Origin of the sequence: Nocardia sp. NPDC005998, assembly GCF_040614395.1 — a bacterium.
Classification (GTDB): domain Bacteria; phylum Actinomycetota; class Actinomycetes; order Mycobacteriales; family Mycobacteriaceae; genus Nocardia.
In genome coordinates, this window is sequence record NZ_JBEXUI010000010.1 from 119,852 (window position 1) to 138,352 (window position 18,501).

An 18,501-nucleotide genomic window follows, 5' to 3' on the forward strand; every position below is an offset into this window, starting at 1 on the left:
TGCCGACTCATACCAGGAGCAAACGATGATCGAACTGAAAGCCGACCGGTGCTCGCCTCGGCCGGGCAGGCTGTGTGAAGGACCGGTTTGGGATGAGCGCACCAATGAGCTGCTGTGGGTGGACATTCCGGCCGGGCGCATCCATCGTGCCGCGCTGCACGACGGCGACCTCGAACGCCGGTCCACCGTTGCGGTGGGCAGGCGGGTCAGCGCGGTGGTGCCGTGCGCATCGGGCGGGCTGATCGCGACCGCCGTCGATACCTTCCTGCACATCACCGATGACGGGACGATCACCGAGGTCGCGGCACTTTCCCTGCCCGAGGACGGGGTGCGCCGGCGGATGAACGACGCCAAGGCCGACCCGCACGGTCGGCTGTTTGCCGGCACCATGTCCGAGGACGAAATCGCTGGCACTGCCGCGCTGTATCGACTCGATCCCGATGCGACGGTGCGCGTCGTGCGCGAGCAGGTGACGATCTCCAACGGTCTCGGCTGGAGCCCGGACGGCGCCACGCTGTACTACGCCGACAGCCCGACGCATCGGGTCGATGCCTTCGACTACGACATGGCCACCGGCACTTTCAGCGGTGGCCGGACCTTCGCGGAATTCCCGGACGGTCTCCCCGATGGATTGACCGTGGACGCCCGGGGTTTCGTCTGGGTCGCGGTCTGGGGCGCGGGACAGGTGCGCGCATTCGACCCCGCGGGCCGACCGCATGCGGTCATCGATATCGGCCCGGCACAGGTCTCCAGTTGCGCCTTCGCCGGACCGGATCTGGATGTCCTGGTGATCACCACCGCCGCCGAAGGTGCCGCGGCACCGGGTGCCGGCTCGCTGTTCACCTGCAGGCCCGGTGCGACCGGCCTTCCGACGAATACGTACTCCGACGCGAGGTTGGTGAGCAACCCATGACCACCGATAACGGCCTGCCCCTGGATCTGCCGGTGATCGCGATCCTGCGCGCCCCCTCGGCCGCCCGGTTCGCCGAGGTGACCGCCACCCTGCACGAGGCGGGCATTACCGCGGTGGAGTTCACGCTCAATACCCCCGGCGCACTCGACGCATTGCGCGACAGCTCCGGATTCGCCCACCCGGTCGGCGCGGGCACGGTACTCACCGCCCTCGATGCCGCACGAGCCGTGGACGCTGGTGCGGCGTACCTGATCACGCCGACCGTATGTCCCGAGGTGATCGCCGAGGGCCGCCGCTTGGGTGTCCCGGTGATCTGCGGCGCGTTCACACCCACCGAGATCCACAGCGCCTGGGCCGCGGGCGCCACCATGGTCAAGGTGTTCCCGGCCGCGGTCGGCGGTCCCGGATATCTGAAGGCGATTCGGGGTCCGCTGCCGCAGATCCCGCTGGTGCCGACGGGCGGAATCGGTCTCGCCGACGCTCGCGCGTATCTGGACGCGGGTGCCACCGCGCTCGGGATGGGCTCACCGCTGGTCGGTGACGCGTGTATCAGCGGCGATCTAGATGCGCTGCGTGAGCGGGCGGTCGCCGTGCGAAAGACACTGCTGTGAGTGAGTGCGTGTCAGCGACAGCATGTCGTCGCGGTGCGAAGGGCACTGCTGTGAGTGAGTGCGTGTCAGCGACAGCACGCCGTCGCGGTGCGAAAGGCACTGCTTTGAGTGAGTGTGTGTCTGCGACAGCATGCGGTCGCGGTGCGAAAGGCACTGCTTTGAGTGAGTGTGTGTCTGCGACAGCATGCGGTCGCGGTGCGAAAGGCACTGCTGTGAGTGAGTGCGTGTCAGCGACAGCACACCGTCGCGGTGCGAAAGGACCTGCTGTGAGCGGCAATTCGGAGACTGCAGGCGAATCCGCCTTGGTGCCTCGGGCTGAGCGCGTACTAATTGCGTGGAAGCAACTGCCATGACCGGTGGCTTGGTAACACTGGGCGAGGCACTGGGGGTTGTCGCCGCGACCGAACCCGGTCCGCTCGCTCCCGGTGCCGCACTCCGCATGGATTTCGCGGGCGCGGAAGCGACGGTGGCCATCGGCGTCCGCAGGCTCGGCCACGACAGCGCATGGGTGGGTAGCGTCGGTGCCGATGCCATTGGCACCATGGTGCTCGACCGGCTGCGCGCCGAACGCGTCGACATCTCGCGGTGCCGGATCGATCCGGAACTGCCGAGCGGTCTGATGCTGCGCGAGCGCCGCACCGCCGACCACATCCGAGTCATCTACTACCGCAAGGGTTTCGCGGGTTCGCGACTGTCGGCAGCCGATATCGACACCACCCAGATCGCCGCCGCGCGCATACTGCACCTCACCGGAATCACCCCCGCCCTGAGCCCATCCGCCCGCGACGCCGTCCACGCCGCACTCGATGCCGCCGTCGACGCCGGAGTGACCGTCTCGCTGGATATCAACTATCGCCGTGCACTGTGGTCGGAAGCCGATGCCGCGGTGGAGCTTTCGAAGCTGGTCTCCCGTGCCGATATCGTCTTCGGCGGGCTCGAGGAAGCGGCCCTGCTCGTCCCGGCCGCGAGCCCGGACGCCATGGCGCAATCCCTTGCCGCACTCGGCCCTTCGCAAGTCGTGGTCAAACTCGGAGCCGAGGGCGCACTCGCACTGCACGGCGGCGAGCTGATCCGACAGCCCGCGGTGGCGGTCCGCAGTGTCGACCCGGTCGGGGCGGGCGACGCATTCGTCGCGGGCTACCTCGCCGGAGTACTCGACAACGGGTCCGCGCGCCACCGCCTGCGATTGGCCGCCACCTGCGGCGCATTCGCCGTATCCGTACCCGGTGACTGGGCGGGACTGCCGTCGCGGCACGAACTCGGCCTGATCACCGGCGCCGACATCAACCGATGAAGGGAAGAGCATGAGTCGTCTGGCAGACCGGGTCGCGGTCGTCACCGGGGCCGCCTCCGGCATCGGTGCGGCCACCGCCCACCGGCTCGCTGCCGATGGCGCCCTGGTCGTCATCGCCGATATTGCCGAAACGGCGGGACGCGAGGTCGCCTCGAAGATCCGGGCGGCGGGCCATCGGGCCGAATTCGTCAGCTGCGATGTGTCCTCGGAAGAGTCCTGGATCGAACTCCGGCTTCGGGTCAACGAGCTGTTCGGACCGCTGGACTTCTTGTGTAGCAACGCATCCCAACAGGCCACCATCCCGGCACACGAGCTGACCCGCCGGGCTTGGGACGACGGCCTCGCGGTCAATCTGACCCCGCTGTTCCTCGGCCTGCGCACCTTCATCGACGATCTGCGCGACCGCGGCGGCAATGTGGTCGCGATCTCCAGCGTGCACGCACATTTCGGCTTGCCCGGCTATCCGGTCTATGCCGCCGCCAAGGGCGGGCTGACCGCATTGGTCCGACAGTTGGCCGTGGAGTATGGAAGCGCCCGCGTCCGGGTCAATGCCGTACTGCCCGGCCCGATCCTCACCCCGGTATGGGACGACGTCGACGAGACCGGTCGGCGGCTGTCCGCCGCGGCCACCGCGCTGGACCGGATGGGCGCACCCGAGGAGGTCGCCGCCGCCGTCGCCTTCCTCGCCTCCGACGACGCCTCCTTCATCACCGGCGCCAACCTGGTCGTCGACGGCGGCTGGAGCGTGCGAAAGGAGTCCCGGTGAAAATCACCGCACTCACCACCTACCTGGTCGCGCCGCGCTGGTGCTTCCTGAAGATCGAAACCGACGAGGGCATCACCGGCTGGGGCGAGCCGGTAATCGAGGGCCGCGCGCACACCGTCGCCGCCGCCGTCGACGAATTGGCCGACTATCTCATCGGCAAGGATCCGATGAGTATCGAGGCGCACTGGCAGGTCCTCACCAAGGGCGGTTTCTATCGGGGCGGGCCGATTCTGTCGAGTGCGGTCGCTGGCATCGACCAGGCGCTGTGGGATATCACCGGAAAGGCGCTCGGCGTGCCGGTGTGGCAGTTGCTCGGCGGCGCGGTCCGCGATCGGATCCGGGTGTACAGCTGGATCGGCGGTGACCGTCCCGATGATGTCGCCGAGGCCGCGCTGGAGCGAAAAGCGCAGGGTTTCACCGCGATCAAGATGAACGGCTCGGCCGAACTGGAGCCGATCGATACACCACGCGCGACCCGGGAGATCGTCGACCGGGTGGCCGCGGTGCGCGCGGCGACCGGTGACGAGTTCGATATCGCCGTCGATTTCCATGGCCGCCTGTCGATTCCGATGGCGCGGCGGGTGCTGCCCTTGCTAGAGCCGTATCTGCCGTTCTTCGTAGAGGAACCGCTGGTCCCGGAATGCAGTGCGCAGATCGGCGAGATCACCCGCGCGACGAGCATTCCCATCGCGACCGGCGAAAGACTGTATTCACGTTGGGATTTCAACGCTGTCCTCGATCAGGGCATTGCCGTCGTACAGCCCGATCTATCGCACGCGGGCGGCATCTCCGAGGTCCGCCGCATCGCCGCACTGGCCGAAGGCCGCGATGTCGCCCTGGCCCCGCACTGCCCGCTCGGCCCGATCGCCCTCGCCGCGAGCCTGCAGGTCGGCTTCGCCACCCCGAATCTGCTCATCCAGGAACAAAGTCTCGGCATCCACTACAACACCGGCTCCGATCTGCTCGACTACCTACTCGACCCGGCCGTCTTCGCCTACCGCGACGGTTACGTCGAGCTGCTGCGAGCCCCCGGCCTCGGCATCGAAATCGATGAGCAAGCGGTGGCGCGTGCCGCCGTGCAGGGCCATCGATGGCGCAACCCGATCTGGTATCGAAAGGACGGGTCCTTCGCCGAATGGTGATGTGCCCCTTGCGCGGCGTGGTATCGCACCGGGCTTCGTTCTCCGTCGGAGAGTTCCCGTAGATTTGCGCGGGGTCGGAGATCATCCGGCGTAACCGGACGAATCTCGCAGGGGAATGTCATGACCACAACCCAGGAGCGGACGCGCTCGCCCTTCTCATCCTGGCTATTGCAGGGCGCGACCGACGAGCGGTATTCCCAGCATGCGGGTCCGATGCGCAAACCGGGTGATGCCGAACACGAGCGGTCCTGGTGGCAGGTGATGTGTTTGACCGGTGTCGACTACTTCTCGACCCTGGGCTATCAGCCCGGTATCGCGGCGGTCGCGGCCGGTGTGCTCTCACCGCTGGCCACGCTGGTGCTGGTCGCGCTGACGCTGTTGGGCGCGCTGCCGGTGTATCGGCGGGTGGCGCAGGAGAGTCCGCACGGCGGCGGCTCCCTGGCCATGTTCACGCAGCACCTGCCGCGCTGGACCGGCAAGATCTTTATCCTGGTGCTGCTCGGCTTCGCGGCCACCGACTTCGTCATCACCATGACGCTCTCAGCCGCCGACGGTGCCGCGCATATCGTCGAAAACCCTTATGTCCCTTCGGCTCTGCACGACCGCAATCTGCTGATCACACTGGTCCTGCTGGCATTGCTCGCGGCGATCTTCCTGAAGGGCTTCGCGGAGGCCATCAAGATCGCGGTGACACTGGTCGCGGCATATCTATCGCTGAATGTTGTTGTCGCCGTTGTCGGTTTGTATCAGGTGCTCACCGCGAGTGATCTGGTCGTGGACTGGACGCATGCGCTGACCGCCGAACACGGCAATATCGCGGCCATGATCGGCATCTCGCTCCTGGTGTTCCCGAAGCTGGCGCTCGGGTTGTCCGGATTCGAGACCGGCGTCGCGGTAATGCCGCAGATCAAGGGCGCGCCAGGCGATTCCGAGGACGATCCGGTCGCTCGCATCGCCGGTGCGCGCAAGCTGCTGACAACCTCCGCCCTGATCATGAGCACCTTCCTCATGGTGACCAGCTTCATTACGGTCGTGCTGATTCCGGAGCAGGAGTTCGAAACCGGCGGATCCGCGAACGGTCGGGCCTTGGCCTTCCTGGCGCACAAATATCTCGGCGATGTCTTCGGTACCGCCTACGACATCAGTACCATCGGGATCCTGTGGTTCGCGGGTGCGTCGGCCATGGCCGGACTGCTGAATTTGGTGCCGCGCTACCTACCCCGGTACGGCATGGCGCCGGAATGGGCGCGCGCGGTGCGGCCCCTGGTGCTGGTATTCGCGGTCATCGCCTTCGGTATCACGTGGTACTTCGACGCCGATGTCGACGCGCAGGGTGGTGCGTACGCGACCGGTGTGCTCGTGCTCATCACCTCCGCCGCGGTCGCGGTGACGCTGTCCGCAGCGCGAAAAGGCCAGCGCAACAAGGTGATCGGCTTCGGTGCGATATCGGCGGTCTTCGTCTATACGACCATCACGAATATCTTCGAACGCCCCGAGGGCGTGCAGCTGGCCTCGCTGTTCATCGTCACGATCATCGTGGTGTCCTTCGTCTCGCGCGCCCGGCGCTCCTTCGAATTGCGGGCCATCGAGGTGACTTTCGACGAAACCGCCGCCGCGATGATCGATCGGGCCGCGGCCGAGGGCATGATCCGCATCGTCACCCACGATATCGACCAGCGTCGACCCGAGGAGTACCGGGAGAAAGAGGCAGATCAGCGTCTGGAGAGCCACATTCCCGCGGACGCCCCCATCCTGTTCCTGGAGGTCATCGTCCGTGACGCCTCCGAATTCAGCACCGACCTGCGAGTGACGGGACTCGAATTGGCGGGCTATCGAATCCTCAGCGTCGAAGCCACCGCCGTCCCCAATTCCATCGCCGCGATCCTGCTCGCCATCCGCGACCGCACCGGCCTGGAACCGCATGTGTATTTCGAATGGACAGAGGGCAATCCGCTGGTCAACCTGCTCAAATTCCTCTTCGTCGGCGAGGGTGAGGTCGCACCGGTGACCCGGGAGATCATCCGCCGCGCCGTGCCGAATCCGGCCGAACGCCCGCACGTCCACGTCGACAGCTAGTCCATCATTCGACCCGCGCAGACAGGGGAGCGCCTTCGCGGAGTTGGGTGAAATATTCGTTCACCCAACCGCTTTCAGTGGCGAGGGTGCGTCTGGTTGGTCCACTGGTATCCGTCGAACCAGCGCAGCAGCGCGGGATTCGCGTGATCGGGATACCAGCCGGGGGCCAGCGATGCGGAAGCCGGGGGGCGTCGTCCCGAACTCGACCTGACGATCAACGCGATGGGCAACACGATTACCCCGAGGACCACGAGAAGGATGAGTAGTAATAGCCACACAGCTCCCATGCGGTCAGTATGTAGGACCGCGCACCCCGCGGCTACCTGGCCCGTGGCACCATTCCGCCTCAGGCCCGCTCGCCGCCGTGATGGTAACGCGTGAACATCGGCGTCCGGGTAGCGTTGCGCGTCGATTTCGCATCCGTTTTCAGCGACACGCGCGGAACACGGGGAATTCGGTCAAATTCCCAGGAAGAAAACCGACTGGAATTCGGAAATTCGGTATCCCATCGACATTCGTCAATTGGGCGGCGCATGCTTGTACTTGTCTCGGTGTCGTTTGTCGGGGGGGAACATCAAAGGAACCGGCAACGATTGGAAGGCAAATGGTCATCAAGAAATTGCTCGCGACCGCGTTTATGGCCGTCGCGGCGACCAGCATGGCCACGGTCACCGCACATGGCGAGGCCGGGCTGGCAGATGTCAGCTTCACCGCTTCGGACGGCCCGATCGCCTACACGACGAGTCTCGCGGCGGATCACACCAGCGCACTGGTGACCCTCGCCTCCGGCAGATTCGACCTCGCGCCGGATGCCGTCAATGTGCTCGCGGACGACGGTGCGATAGTCGGCACTATCCCGACGACACTGCGCACCGAGGCGGGGCAGGCGCTTGCGGTGACGCCGGCGCTGGACGGCACCGGCACGCAACTGAGCCTGACACCGGTCGGCGGGCCGTCCGATGAGGTCATCGCGTCGCAGAATATGCCCGGTGTGCATCAGGCATGGGGACCGATGTCCATTGCCATCGGTGCGACCTTCGGCTGCATGGTGGGCGTTGCGATCGGGATCTGGTTCTTCCTGGTCGGAGCCATCATCGGATGTGCAATCGGCGCAGCCTGGGGCGCCATGATGGGCCTCTACATGCCGTCCATGTGATCGATGGATCAGTGGCGGTGATCGAACACAATGACCTGCGGGCCGGGCGACCATTGGCCGCCCGGCCCGCCGCTGTCTACGCCCGCCCGGGAAACGGCACGAGCAGGTCGTTGCGCGACCGCAGGTTTCGGATCGGCACTCTTCGGTGCGCGTTATACGCCGAGCGCATCGAGAATCATCGGCCGCGCCGTCGCGAGCGCTTGCTGCCAGTAGGGCCAGGTGTGTGTTCCGTTGACGATGTCGATTCGAGCGGCAATTCCCAACGCCGCCACTCGATCACGGAACATTTCGGCGGAGATCTCCGTTATCGACTCCAGGCCCATCGCATTCACCGTATTGCCCACCCCTTGTGGCAGGTCGAGCGGACCGGGCGTGCCATTGCCCGTCCAGAGGTATATCGGCAGTCCGCGCAGCAATTCGGCCTGCTCGGTGGCGTCATTGCGGTTCCATGCCGGATCCCCGGCCGGACCCCACATATCGTCGAGATTGAAGTTGCCCTCGTCCCACAGGGCGGCGCGCATCGCTTCGTTCCAGAGCGGAAATGTCGGGTGCACGAATCCCGAAAAGGATCCGGCGAATTTGAACTGATCGCGATGGTAGCCGGCCAACGTCAGTGCAGCACTTCCGCCCATCGATGCGCCGACAATGGCGTTGTTGGTACGTGACACGCCGAACCCCGCCAGGAAGGCAGGCAATTCCTGGGTGAGGAAGGTTTCCCACTTGTACGTGGTCGCCTGATTGTTGGTACTACTCGGTCGATACCAGTCGGTGTAGAAACTCGACCGACCGCCGACCGGAAACACCAACGTGATGTTGTCGCCCGCGAACTGGCGCAGCGCATCGGTATCCGTCGTCCACTGACTGTGGTCGTTCGGCGCGCGGAGACCGTCGAGCACGTAGAGTGCCGCGCTCCCGCCGCGCGCTGCCCACTGCACCTGGACTTTGATCGGCCCCATACTGGACGGCACGAAAAGTTCCTCGAAACCGCCTGCCGGCGTGCGCAGTATCTGTGCGTGCGGCGGCGCGGCAATAACCACCGCCCCGCCGATCCATGACACCAGCACAGCTGTCGCCATGACAATGCCGACCTTGCTCAGCCAACCACGAACAAATCCCCACCCGTCCCCTGTTCGCTCTGCCACGTCTACTCACACCTCCTGCTCGTTTTCTGACAAGTTGCCGAACGGACCCGAATTCCGCCGCCATCCAGGCCGGGTTGTTCGTACACGCCTGCACTCCCGCGCGCCCGGAATCGGGAAAACCATCATAGATTGTGCCGCATTTGCTCTCGAGCCTGGGAAATCCGCATCAGATCACCTGGATCAGCGGCGCATTCGTTACAATCCGGCCGCTGGTCGCGGACGGGATGCGGCATATACCTGCACGTCGAATTGGTCGGCAGGAAATGGTTGGGTGGGATGAGGTTCGGGCTGTTGGTGCGCCGGAGACCGTGAATCGCGCAAGGAGGTGAGACCCATGAGCGCTGTATCCATATGGGTGCTCCCTTGTTCGTCGCGGTCGGGCGATTGACGTAGGTGTCGCCGGGAGCGCCTGAAACAAGGCAATCCCGAAAGGCAACAACTTATGCATTCTGTGCATTTCACCGCGCAGACATCGTCGAACGGCGTCGTCGAACGCGACTTCACCGTGGGGGAGTTCCCGGCGTGCTCTCCTCGCCGGAATCCGGCCCCGAGCGCGCGCCCTTGGTGCTGATGGCACACGGTGGCGGCCAGCAAGCCGAGCGCATAATGGCCGCCGGAGACCGTCACGTCTTTGCGGACACGGTGCCGTTTGTGTCGAAGCCGCCAACATGCGGCCCTGACCAGTGAGAATGATCGCGATAGCCCAGCGAATACGTGCCGTGTTGGGCTCGGCCGAATGCCACGGATCCGACAAACAGCTCGCGCTGACGGCGATCTGAATAGACTTGGGCCCGTGCGGAAAACGGCGAAGGTCAACGATGACCAACTGGTGAGCTTTATCGATCACGGCGGCACCGGGCCCGCGGTGTTATTGCTGCACAGCTATCTGATGGACGCCGATATGTTCGCCCCACAGGTGCAGGCGCTCGGCGGGGCGTTCCGGCTCATCGCGATGGACGAGCGTGGCCACGGTGATACTCCGGCCGAGAACCCGTTCACCTATTGGGATGTGGCTCGCGACGCGCTCGGCCTCCTCGATGAGCTCGAGGTGGCCCGGTGCGCGGTAATCGGTACGAGCCAGGGCGGGTTCATCGCCCTGCGCATGGCACTGCTGGCGCCGCAGCGGGTGGCCGCACTCGCGCTGCTCGGCACCTCGGGCAGTGCGGAGGATCCGGAGGTAGCCGCCGGGTACCGCCAAGCGGCCGCCGCCTGGCGCGAAAACGGTCCGACCAAGGAACTGCTCGATCTCAATGCCGCGATCTGCCTGGGCCAGCACGACGCGGCGGAGTGGCAGGCCAAGTGGCGTCGGCTGTCCGGGGACCATATCGACCGCGTGCTCACCCCACTGGTCGAGCGGGACAGCGTGCTCGACCGCGCGCCCGAAATCGGCTGCCCAGCACTGGTTCTGCACGGTTCCGCCGACGCCGCCTACGCCGTCGACCGCGCCCGCGAGCTGGCAGCGGCCCTGCCGAACGCCGAACCTCCGGTGATCATCGACGGCGGCGCGCACTTCCTGAGCCTCACCGACGCCGAAGCCGTCAACCCACACCTGCGGGCGTTCCTCGACCGGTCACTGGACGTCGAATAGGACGGCCCTACGGTCCGCACCTCGCCTCGTCGTCGGTCGACTTCGCCAGCGCGAAAAAGCAGTCGCCGTCATCGGGGTGGCTGCGTCAGGTCGCGCGACCGCCAGGGGCGCCGTACCGCAGCCCGTCGATGAGCAGATCGACCATGCGCTGGGCATGGTCACTATCGGCGGGTAGGCACAGGTTGGCCACCGCTTGCAGCAGCTCGTAGGGCGCTATATCGGCGCGGATCGCACCTGTGGCCGCCGCCGATTCGAGCAGAGATCCGAGAGCGGGCACCAGGTGCTGCTGGAAGTAGGCGGGTAGGGGCTCGAAGGCAGGGTCTCCCGAGTGCAGCGCCGCGGCGAGTCCGCGTTTGGTTGCGATGAAGCCGGTGTACCGACGCAGCCAGCGCGCCAGTGCCGCATCGGGCTCATACTCGGCCGCCAGGACGGGGGCCGCGTCTGCGCAGGCGTCGACTTCCTGTTGAAAAACGGCCACGACCAGGTCGGAGCGCTGCGGGAAGTGGCGGTAGATGGTGCCGAGGCCAACGCCCGCCCTGGCGGCGATCTCCCGCACTGGGGCGTCCACACCCGATACGGCGAAAACCGCCTTGGCCGCGTCCAGCACCGCCGTGATATTGCGCTGCGCATCGGCGCGTACCCGACGTCCGGACGCGCTGCGCCCCGTACCGGGTGCGCCCGGGGTGTCGCCGTGCTCGATCTCGCCCACTCCCGCTCCTCCTCTTGCCTTACCGGAACAATGTTCCGTATAGTTTCGGAACGTTGTTCCGATTGGTTGATGGTAGGGCACGCATACGGTGCCGACCACCGACCCCGCCCTGAGGAGAGCCATGAACTACCGCACGCTCGGCCGAACCGGCATAAAGGTCAGCCCGTACTGCCTGGGCGCCATGATGTTCGGCGCCGTGGGCAACCCCGACCACGACGACTCGATTCGGATCATCCACAAGGCCCTGGACGCGGGAATCAACTTCATCGACACCGCCGATTTCTACTCCCGCGGCGAGTCCGAGACGATCGTCGGCAAGGCCATCAAGGACCGCAGGGACAATGTCGTGCTCGCCACCAAGGCACACCTCCCCATGGGGGAAGATCCCAATCAGCAAGGCAATTCGCGGCGCTGGCTGGTACGCGCACTCGACGATTCGCTGCGCCGACTGCAGACCGACCATGTCGATCTGTTCCAGGTCCATCGTCCGGATCCGTCGGTCGATGTCGAAGAAACGCTCTCGGCGCTGTCGGACCTGGTCCGCAGCGGCAAGGTCCGGGCCATCGGTACTTCCACCTTTCCCGCATCGGACATTGTCGAGGCGCAGTGGGTCGCCGAGCGTCGAGGTCTGGAGCGCTTTCGCACCGAGCAGCCGCCGTACTCGATCCTCAATCGCGGCATCGAGCGCGAGGTGCTGCCGGTCTGTCAGCGCTACGGAATGGGCACGCTGGTCTGGAGTCCGCTGGCGGGCGGCCTGCTCACCGGCCGCTACCGCAAGGGCCAGCAGCCCAATAGCCATCGGGCCAGCTTCGGCTTCCGGCATCTGCGCGACGAGCGTCGGCTCGACGCTGTCGAGCAACTCATCCCCGTCGCCGAAGAGGCCGGGATGTCGTTGACGCACCTGGCTCTCGCGTTCGTGATCACCCACCCGGGCGTGACCTCGGCGATCATCGGTCCGCGCACCATGGACCAGCTCGACGACGCGCTCGCCGGTGCGGAGACGATCCTGAGCGACGAAGTGCTCGACCGGATCGACGCCATCGCGCCGCCCGGTACCGATATCGGAATGCTCGACATGGCCTACAACCCACCCGCCATCGAACAGGCCCGCCTGCGCCGCCGCCCGACCGACGACCGCGCCGTCAGCGCGGACATCGTCCTCAGCTACCAATGATCCTGCACTTCCCTTCGCTCGGCGACTCGGTCAATCGACCGGGTGGCTGCGCACCAAATTCGATCGCGCTCGACTAAGGTGTATGCGAGCTCGCACAGTCAAAAAATGCGTGAACAGCGGTACGTTCCGTGGTTTTTCCACCGAATCGAAAGGCGCTGTAGGCAATGGATTTGACACAAGTCGAGTTACTCACCGAGCTGGAACCAGTGGTCGCGGCCAATGTCGACCGGCATTTGGCCACCGCCAAGGACTGGTGTCCGCACGATTATGTGCCCTGGGACGAGGGCCGCAACTTCGCGGCAATGGGTGGCCAGGATTGGGATCCCGAGCAGTCACGGCTCTCGGAGGTCGCCAAGGTCGCGATGGTCACGAATCTGCTGACCGAGGACAACCTGCCCTCCTACCACCGTGTGATCTCGGAGAACTTCTCGCAGACCGGTGCCTGGGGCACGTGGATCGGCCGCTGGACGGCGGAGGAAAACCGCCACGCCATCGCCATGCGCGACTACCTGGTATGCACGCGCGCCGTCGATCCGGTCGCCTTGGAGAACGACCGGATGGTGCATCTGACTCGCGGTGTGCACGCCCCGGAGGGCTTCGGCGGTGTGCTCGATCAGGTCGCGTATGTGACGTTCCAGGAGTTGGCCACCCGGGTCAGCCATCGCACCACGGGACGTGTCTGCGACGACCCGATCGCCGACCGGATGCTGCAGCGCATCGCGGCCGACGAGAACCTGCACATGATGTTCTATCGCAACATCACCGGCGCTGCGTTCGATATCGCTCCCGACCAGACGATGGAGGCCGTGACCCACGTCGCGAAGACTTTCGCGATGCCGGGTACCGGCATGCCGAACTGGCGCCGCAATGGCGTGTTGATGGTCAAGCACGGAATCTACGATTTGCGTCAGCACTTGGACGAGGTGCTGTTGCCGGTCCTGCGAACATGGAATGTCTTCAAGCGCACCGACTTCACCGCGCGCGGCGAGCGCAGCCGCGAAGAACTCGCCGAGTACCTCGACAAACTCGGTCGCGATGTCATCCGCTTCGAAGAACAGCGCGCCCGCATCCTCGCCCGCGAGGCGGCGCGAGTCGGGTAGCGCACCCTGGAAGTCACGGTCATCCGCGACCGTGACATCGTGCCCGGCGCCGAATCCCGTGTTCACTCCCGCGAGCGATCTCGACGCGGGTAGTTCGAGCGCGCCCGAATTCTACTGCGCGGCAGTCGAGTTCGGATGTTGTGCACTACCCGCGGGCTCAGGTGACGTCGCGCAATTCGCGACTGATGGCATGGGCGAGGACTTCCCTGGCTCGGTCGCGGGTGATCGAGCCGCTGTGCCAGCGTTCGCTGAGTCCTTCGACCAGGGCGGTGAGGTGTTCCGCCGCTGCAGCCGCGTTGATATCGGAGGAGACGGCACCGGCCTGCCGGGCTTGGGCGATAAGCGTTTCGACATCGTTGTTCCATGCCCGCGTGGTGGTGTCGAGAGGTTCGCGCAGGTCGGGATTGAACACAGCGCTGGCGCGCAGCTCACCCCAGGCGATGCTGTTCACCCGCACCTCGTCGTCATCTTGGAGTTCGAGCATCAGCATCTGTTCGAGCTGAGCGCAAGGATCGGCCTCGATGAAGGCGCGGTCGGTGTAGTCCTTGGCTCGGTGGTTGATGTGTTCGAGCGTGGCGTGCAGGACTCCGGAGCGGTCTTTGAAGTGGTAGTAGATCAGTGCCGTGGACACGCCCGCTTCCGCGGCGAGTTTCTCGATCCGCAGCCCGCGCACTCCGTCTTGGGCGATGACACGGACGGCGGCTTCCAGGATCTGCGTTTGACGCTGCGACACAAGTCCTCACAGTAGGGGCAGGGTGCGGCCGAGCCGGAAATGCGGGGTTGTCGGCCCGGCCGCGTCGGCTGGCGAATTTTGCCGGAGTTCACCGGTCGCCGACGAGGTTAGTCGGCGGGTTCCTGCTGGGTGGTGCAGTGGATACCGCCACCACCGGCGGCGATGCCGTCGATATTGATCTGCACGACCTCCCGGCCGGGGAACAGGCGCTCCAGGGTGGTTTTGGTGGCCGGATCGGTGTCCGGATCACCGAATTCGGGGGCGATCACCGCGCCGTTGCAGACGTAGAAGTTGATGTATCCGGCGGCGAAGTCGTCGTCGGCGAACGTCTCCCGCACCGTCGACGGGCCCTCGAGGACCTCGACCCGAAGGGGGCGACCATGGACATCGGTGGCCGAGTGCAGGATATCGAGGTGGCGGCGAGTGACGTCGTAGTCGAAGGAGTCCGGGTCGTTGTCCAGTCCGGCGACCACCACGCCCGGGCCGGCGAAGCGGGCGTAGAAGTCGGTATGGCCGTCGGTGATGTCCTCGCCCGCGATGCCGGGCAGCCAGATCACCTTCTCGATGCCCAGCAGGTAGGCCAGCTCCTCCTCGACGTCGCGCTTCTGCCAGCCGGGGTTGCGGTTGTTGTTGAGCACACAGCTTTCGGTGATGATCGCGGTGCCCTCCCCGTCGACTTCGATGCCGCCGCCCTCGAGCACCAGATCTGTGTGCCGGGTCTCGACTCCGGCGCGGCCGGTGACGAACCCCGCGACCGCGGCGTCACGGCGGTGCTCTTGTTTCTTGCCCCAGCCGTTGAAGTTGAAGTCCACCCCGGCCTTGGTGTTGCCGCTGTTGACGAACACCGGCCCGGTGTCACGCATCCACAGATCATCGATCTCGGCGGCGATCAATTCGACGTTCGCACCACCCATGAGGCTCTGTGCCAGCCCCATCTCGCCCGGCCGCACCAGCATCGATACCGGTTCGAAGCGGGCGATGGCGGTCGCGATGGTCGCTAGGTTGCGTTGCACCTCCGGTAGCAGCCTGCCACCCCAGATCCGTTCGCTGGCACCGAAGGCCATCCAGGTCCGTCTGTGCGGCTGCCCTTCCTCGGGCATCATCCACTTTCTCCCATCGTCATGTGTATTGCTGGTGCGATCGCCGCGCATCGGCGACGACGAATCGTCGCAACCCGCCAGCAGCAGGCTGCCCATGGTGGCCAAACCTGTCTGCACGAATGTGCGCCGTCGCATCCTTCACTCCCTGTCGTCTCTGGGCGTCCGCGCGGCGGATGTCCGCATCGGTCGCCAGTAAGCCCATTCGCGCCGCGACCGCGCCCGAAGTGCGAGCGAGCGCGTGGCAATCCAGGACACTAGATCCTGACTAAAAATTTAGTCAAATTCGGAGTTGTGTGTAGACCCGGTACTGCGCGGTGGTCAGTCATCGAACAGCCGCCATGTGGTGAGGGCGAGCCCCCCGAAAACCTGTTCCCCGCCGCTCATGACGATATCTACGCGGTGCTGACCTGGACGGCTGAGCACGCGGCCGAACTCGGCATCGATCCAGCGCGGATCGGCGGCCGGGCGCGGGACACCTCTATGGATCGCGGGCGATTCTGTCCGCGGAGGTGTCCCAGCGGCAGAATTGCGAACCGGCCACCGCCCTGGCCGCGTGACCAACCACTTCGCGCGGACTTCGGCGGACACCGGCGGCTGATTCGTCAGATGTGCGCCGAGTGCGCGGTGAAGTAGTTGCCCTCGTCGAAGTCGGCGAGGAGGCCGGGGTGGGTCGGTTCCCAGCCGAGGACGCGCCGGGTGGTGCGGCTGGACGTCGGGAGGTCGCGAGTGATCACCATCGTGAGGAATTCGCCGAAGTACGCTCGCAGCCGGTCTGCCGGGATGCTTTCGGTGGGCACGCCGAGGTGGTCGCCGATGCTCTGCGCGATATCGCGCAGCGGTATGCCGTTGTCGCCGACCGCGTGCCATCGAGTGCCCGCCGGTGCCTGCTCCAGCGTCAGGCGGAAGAGGTGCGCGGCGTCGAGCGTGTGCACGGCGGGCCACCGGTTCGCGCCATCCCCGGGGAATCCGGCGAAGCCGTTCTCCTGCGCGGTGGCGATCAGCATCCTGGCGAAGCCGCTACGGTCCAGCGTGCTGTGCGTGATGGGCGGGATCCGTACGACCGAGGAACGCACGTCCCGCTGTGCGAAGCCGACCACGGCGATCTCCGAGTCGATACGGCTGTGGGGTGTGCCCGCGGCCGCCTCCCCGCTGGGTGTGCCCGCGTCCTCCTCCGTCAATGGTCGCCCGAGCTCTCCGAGCGTGCCCGTGCCCGACGCCGTGACCAGCGGTTTCCCGGTTCCCGCGAGTGCATCGCCGAGTGCCTGCACGGTGGCGAGCTCCGTGGCGACGGCGGCGGCGACGTGGCCGGAGAGCATCTGGTCGTGCTTGAACGCGAGGTGGATGACGCCGTCGGAGTCCGCGGCCGCCGCTTTGAGCCCGTCGAGATCGTCGAGGTCGCCCCGGCGCACGGCCGCACCGAGCGCGGTCACGGTCGCCGCGGCCGCATCCGATCGCGCGAGGCCGATGACCTCGTGCCCGGCGGCAATGAGTTCGGAGACGACGGCCGAGCCGATATGGCCGGACGCGCCGGTGACAAAAACACGCATGGGTGACTCCTGAGTGCGATGAATGCAGGCCGAGTCGGTGACGAGACTCAGTCCCATCACCTTAGCAAGTGATGCGACTTGGTGTCATCATTTAGGGTGGCGCCATGGGTTGATGGGAGCCGAATGCGCGGGAACGCCTGGAACGCGCCGCGCTGAACCTGTTCGTCGAGCGCGGGTGCGACGCCACCACGGTTGCCGAGATCGCGGACCGCGCCGGTTCGACCAAGAGCACGTTCTTCCGTCACTTCGCCGAGCGTGAGGTGCTGTTCGGTGGACGGGACCAGATGGCTGATCGCTTCTTCGAAGCGATTCGGCCCGCCGAGCCCGAGGTGACGACCGTCGGGTGTGTCGCCGCGGTCATACACCGAGATCGCGCATTCGGCACTGCGTGACTTGCAAACCCGCGCAACAACTCTCGGCGTCGAAGGCGACCTAATTACGTGAGAAGTCCTGTTGGGCAACGGATATCCGAGCAGGTTGCCCGCTGCGACCCCTGCCGCGACGGAAGTCGTTGCGGCAGGGGCAGGCAGCGTCAGTTTCAGTCTTCGTGTGAATTCACTGCTGTGCGTCTTTGCTGCGCTGAATGGTCTCGGCAATCCGCTTGATGCGCCGGAGCCTGGTATCCCACGCCGCCCCCACCGAGGACAGTTGCGCGACCGCGCGGGCAAGTTGCGCCTCGTCCACCCGGTACCTCCGTTCTCGCCCGGCGGGCGTGGCGTGCACCAAGCCGACACGGTCGAGCACGCCGAGGTGTTTCGCGATGGCCTGTCGTGTCACGGGCAGCTGCCCGCTGAGGCTGGTGGCCGTGCCGCCGCCATCCGCCAGGAGCAGATCGAGCATCCGCCGACGGGTCGGATCCCCGACCGCGGACCACAGGTCGTCGTCGACGGCGGTGGTCATGGGGTCGACACCAGCCGCGCGAGGTAGTCCCCGAGCTGGGGAATGAAGGTGTTCCAACCACTGCTGTGGTCCCGGTACACCTCCTCCAATTTCGCTGCCTCCCAGCCCATTTCGCGGAATCCGGTCTCGGTCATCCGAATTCTGGTGCCCGCGCCCGATGGGATGAGCTCGAAGGTAACCAGCAGCGTGTCGGCGGAGTTGTCGACCTTGTCGCCGGGATAGCACCAGCGGAATGAGAACAGTCGAGGCGGCTCGGCGTCGACCACGGTGATCGGAACGACCTGCGCCCTGTTGTCCCAGACGAGCTCGCCGACCGCGCCGGGCGTGGCCTCGACCGAGGCATCGTCGCTCCACCATTCCGAGATGTGCTCGGGGCTGCTGACGACCTCGAAGACCACCTCGGGCGAGGCGTCGACGTGGATCTCTCGTTCGATGCTTCCGTACTCCATACTCTTCCTCCATGTGCAATGTTTGGTTGCGCATGACGGTAGTCGACGTCCCGCGCATGCGCAACTATTGGTTGCGCATTTGCTGGGATCGAGGCAGCGCA

18 protein-coding genes and 2 pseudogenes are annotated in these 18,501 nt (G+C 65.8%); 12 read left to right on the top strand and 8 right to left on the bottom strand.

Annotated features, from left to right (window positions below; all coding sequences use genetic code 11):
* The first annotated feature begins 25 nt into the window (after positions 1-25).
* The 6 genes from ABZ293_RS16530 to ABZ293_RS16555 all read left to right on the top strand — a co-directional run bounded on the left by ABZ293_RS16530 (position 26) and on the right by ABZ293_RS16555 (position 6,802).
* Positions 26-913 (top strand): SMP-30/gluconolactonase/LRE family protein, encoded by an 888-nt coding sequence (locus ABZ293_RS16530; RefSeq protein WP_355181353.1) that lies wholly within the window; start codon positions 26-28, stop codon positions 911-913.
* Positions 910-1,524 carry a bifunctional 4-hydroxy-2-oxoglutarate aldolase/2-dehydro-3-deoxy-phosphogluconate aldolase gene (locus ABZ293_RS16535; RefSeq protein WP_355181355.1) on the top strand — a complete coding sequence of 205 codons (615 nt, stop codon included), beginning with the start codon at positions 910-912 and terminating at the stop codon, positions 1,522-1,524. The genes ABZ293_RS16530 and ABZ293_RS16535 overlap by 4 nt, the downstream gene beginning before the upstream one ends.
* Positions 1,525-1,873: 349 nt before the next feature.
* Positions 1,874-2,818: a sugar kinase gene (locus ABZ293_RS16540; RefSeq protein WP_355181357.1), complete on the top strand. Its 945-nt coding sequence runs from the start codon at positions 1,874-1,876 to the stop codon at positions 2,816-2,818.
* A gap of 10 nt (positions 2,819-2,828) precedes the next feature.
* A complete protein-coding gene (locus ABZ293_RS16545; RefSeq protein WP_355181359.1) occupies positions 2,829-3,584 on the top strand; it encodes an SDR family oxidoreductase in 756 nt (251 codons plus the stop codon).
* On the top strand, positions 3,581-4,726 hold the full coding sequence (dgoD, locus tag ABZ293_RS16550; RefSeq protein ID WP_355181361.1) for a galactonate dehydratase: 1,146 nt from the start codon (positions 3,581-3,583) through the stop codon (positions 4,724-4,726). Before ABZ293_RS16545 ends, dgoD begins: the two co-directional genes overlap by 4 nt.
* A 120-nt stretch (positions 4,727-4,846) precedes the next feature.
* On the top strand, positions 4,847-6,802 hold the full coding sequence (locus ABZ293_RS16555; RefSeq protein ID WP_355181363.1) for an amino acid transporter: 1,956 nt from the start codon (positions 4,847-4,849) through the stop codon (positions 6,800-6,802).
* 74 nt (positions 6,803-6,876) lie between these two features.
* Here ABZ293_RS16555 and ABZ293_RS16560 read toward each other — a convergent pair whose 3' ends face one another.
* Positions 6,877-7,089 carry a DUF2510 domain-containing protein gene (locus ABZ293_RS16560; protein ID WP_355181365.1) on the bottom strand — a complete coding sequence of 71 codons (213 nt, stop codon included), beginning with the start codon at positions 7,087-7,089 and terminating at the stop codon, positions 6,877-6,879.
* Positions 7,090-7,406: 317 nt separating this feature from the next.
* Here ABZ293_RS16560 and ABZ293_RS16565 point away from each other — a divergent pair, with 317 nt between their 5' ends.
* Positions 7,407-7,958, top strand: a complete 552-nt coding sequence (locus ABZ293_RS16565; RefSeq protein ID WP_355181367.1) for a hypothetical protein — start codon at positions 7,407-7,409, stop codon at positions 7,956-7,958.
* Between the two features lie 152 nt (positions 7,959-8,110).
* Here the strand turns inward: ABZ293_RS16565 and ABZ293_RS16570 are convergent, their stop codons facing one another.
* The gene (locus ABZ293_RS16570; protein ID WP_355181369.1) at positions 8,111-9,100 is read right to left on the bottom strand and encodes an alpha/beta hydrolase family protein; all 990 of its coding nucleotides are present in this window, start codon (positions 9,098-9,100) and stop codon (positions 8,111-8,113) included.
* A gap of 793 nt (positions 9,101-9,893) precedes the next feature.
* On the opposite strand from ABZ293_RS16570, the gene ABZ293_RS16575 reads away from it, so the two are divergent.
* Positions 9,894-10,688: an alpha/beta hydrolase gene (locus tag ABZ293_RS16575; protein ID WP_355181371.1), complete on the top strand. Its 795-nt coding sequence runs from the start codon at positions 9,894-9,896 to the stop codon at positions 10,686-10,688.
* An 85-nt stretch (positions 10,689-10,773) separates the two neighbouring features.
* Here the strand turns inward: ABZ293_RS16575 and ABZ293_RS16580 are convergent, their stop codons facing one another.
* Positions 10,774-11,397, bottom strand: coding sequence for a TetR/AcrR family transcriptional regulator (locus ABZ293_RS16580; RefSeq protein ID WP_355181373.1), 624 nt, complete (start codon positions 11,395-11,397; stop codon positions 10,774-10,776).
* A 121-nt stretch (positions 11,398-11,518) separates the two neighbouring features.
* Between ABZ293_RS16580 and ABZ293_RS16585 the strand changes: the two genes are divergently transcribed.
* Both ABZ293_RS16585 and ABZ293_RS16590 read left to right on the top strand, forming a co-directional pair.
* Entirely contained in the window at positions 11,519-12,571 is a 1,053-nt protein-coding gene (locus ABZ293_RS16585; protein ID WP_355181375.1) for an aldo/keto reductase, read from the top strand.
* A 164-nt stretch (positions 12,572-12,735) separates the two neighbouring features.
* The gene (locus ABZ293_RS16590) at positions 12,736-13,671 is read left to right on the top strand and encodes an acyl-ACP desaturase (RefSeq protein ID WP_355181377.1); all 936 of its coding nucleotides are present in this window, start codon (positions 12,736-12,738) and stop codon (positions 13,669-13,671) included.
* Positions 13,672-13,828: 157 nt separating this feature from the next.
* Here the strand turns inward: ABZ293_RS16590 and ABZ293_RS16595 are convergent, their stop codons facing one another.
* Together ABZ293_RS16595 and ABZ293_RS16600 are read right to left on the bottom strand one after the other, a co-directional pair.
* Complete coding sequence (locus ABZ293_RS16595; RefSeq protein WP_355181379.1) at positions 13,829-14,404, bottom strand: TetR/AcrR family transcriptional regulator; 576 nt, start codon at positions 14,402-14,404, stop codon at positions 13,829-13,831.
* A gap of 107 nt (positions 14,405-14,511) precedes the next feature.
* Positions 14,512-15,639, bottom strand: a complete 1,128-nt coding sequence (locus ABZ293_RS16600; RefSeq protein WP_355181381.1) for an agmatine deiminase family protein — start codon at positions 15,637-15,639, stop codon at positions 14,512-14,514.
* 222 nt (positions 15,640-15,861) lie between these two features.
* Here ABZ293_RS16600 and ABZ293_RS16605 point away from each other — a divergent pair.
* A pseudogene (locus ABZ293_RS16605) lies at positions 15,862-15,960 on the top strand (alpha/beta hydrolase fold domain-containing protein); the annotation flags it as partial.
* Positions 15,961-16,106: 146 nt separating this feature from the next.
* On the opposite strand, the gene ABZ293_RS16610 reads toward ABZ293_RS16605, so the two are convergent.
* Positions 16,107-17,051: an SDR family oxidoreductase gene (locus ABZ293_RS16610; protein ID WP_355181382.1), complete on the bottom strand. Its 945-nt coding sequence runs from the start codon at positions 17,049-17,051 to the stop codon at positions 16,107-16,109.
* Positions 17,052-17,188: 137 nt separating this feature from the next.
* Here ABZ293_RS16610 and ABZ293_RS16615 point away from each other — a divergent pair.
* Positions 17,189-17,341 (top strand): annotated as a pseudogene (locus ABZ293_RS16615) (helix-turn-helix domain-containing protein); the annotation flags it as partial.
* A gap of 265 nt (positions 17,342-17,606) precedes the next feature.
* Here the strand turns inward: ABZ293_RS16615 and ABZ293_RS16620 are convergent.
* On the bottom strand, positions 17,607-17,951 hold the full coding sequence (locus tag ABZ293_RS16620) for a metalloregulator ArsR/SmtB family transcription factor (protein ID WP_355181384.1): 345 nt from the start codon (positions 17,949-17,951) through the stop codon (positions 17,607-17,609).
* Positions 17,948-18,400 (bottom strand): SRPBCC domain-containing protein, encoded by a 453-nt coding sequence (locus tag ABZ293_RS16625; RefSeq protein WP_355181386.1) that lies wholly within the window; start codon positions 18,398-18,400, stop codon positions 17,948-17,950. Before ABZ293_RS16625 ends, ABZ293_RS16620 begins: the two co-directional genes overlap by 4 nt.
* Positions 18,401-18,501: the final 101 nt, after the last annotated feature.

Excerpts from the sequence above, each read along its gene's own strand:
- ABZ293_RS16585 (WP_355181375.1), top strand. The coding sequence starts at position 11,519 with ATGAACTACCGCACGCTCGGCCGAACCGGCATAAAGGTCAGCCCGTAC.
- ABZ293_RS16545 (WP_355181359.1), top strand. The coding sequence starts at position 2,829 with ATGAGTCGTCTGGCAGACCGGGTCGCGGTCGTCACCGGGGCCGCCTCC.
- ABZ293_RS16530 (WP_355181353.1), top strand. The coding sequence starts at position 26 with ATGATCGAACTGAAAGCCGACCGGTGCTCGCCTCGGCCGGGCAGGCTG.
- ABZ293_RS16540 (WP_355181357.1), top strand. The coding sequence starts at position 1,874 with ATGACCGGTGGCTTGGTAACACTGGGCGAGGCACTGGGGGTTGTCGCC.
- ABZ293_RS16610 (WP_355181382.1), bottom strand. The coding sequence starts at position 17,051 with ATGCGTGTTTTTGTCACCGGCGCGTCCGGCCATATCGGCTCGGCCGTC.
- ABZ293_RS16535 (WP_355181355.1), top strand. The coding sequence starts at position 910 with ATGACCACCGATAACGGCCTGCCCCTGGATCTGCCGGTGATCGCGATC.
- ABZ293_RS16600 (WP_355181381.1), bottom strand. The coding sequence starts at position 15,639 with ATGCGACGGCGCACATTCGTGCAGACAGGTTTGGCCACCATGGGCAGC.
- ABZ293_RS16565 (WP_355181367.1), top strand. The coding sequence starts at position 7,407 with ATGGTCATCAAGAAATTGCTCGCGACCGCGTTTATGGCCGTCGCGGCG.
- ABZ293_RS16590 (WP_355181377.1), top strand. The coding sequence starts at position 12,736 with ATGGATTTGACACAAGTCGAGTTACTCACCGAGCTGGAACCAGTGGTC.
- ABZ293_RS16625 (WP_355181386.1), bottom strand. The coding sequence starts at position 18,400 with ATGGAGTACGGAAGCATCGAACGAGAGATCCACGTCGACGCCTCGCCC.
- ABZ293_RS16555 (WP_355181363.1), top strand. The coding sequence starts at position 4,847 with ATGACCACAACCCAGGAGCGGACGCGCTCGCCCTTCTCATCCTGGCTA.
- ABZ293_RS16560 (WP_355181365.1), bottom strand. The coding sequence starts at position 7,089 with ATGGGAGCTGTGTGGCTATTACTACTCATCCTTCTCGTGGTCCTCGGG.
- ABZ293_RS16620 (WP_355181384.1), bottom strand. The coding sequence starts at position 17,951 with ATGACCACCGCCGTCGACGACGACCTGTGGTCCGCGGTCGGGGATCCG.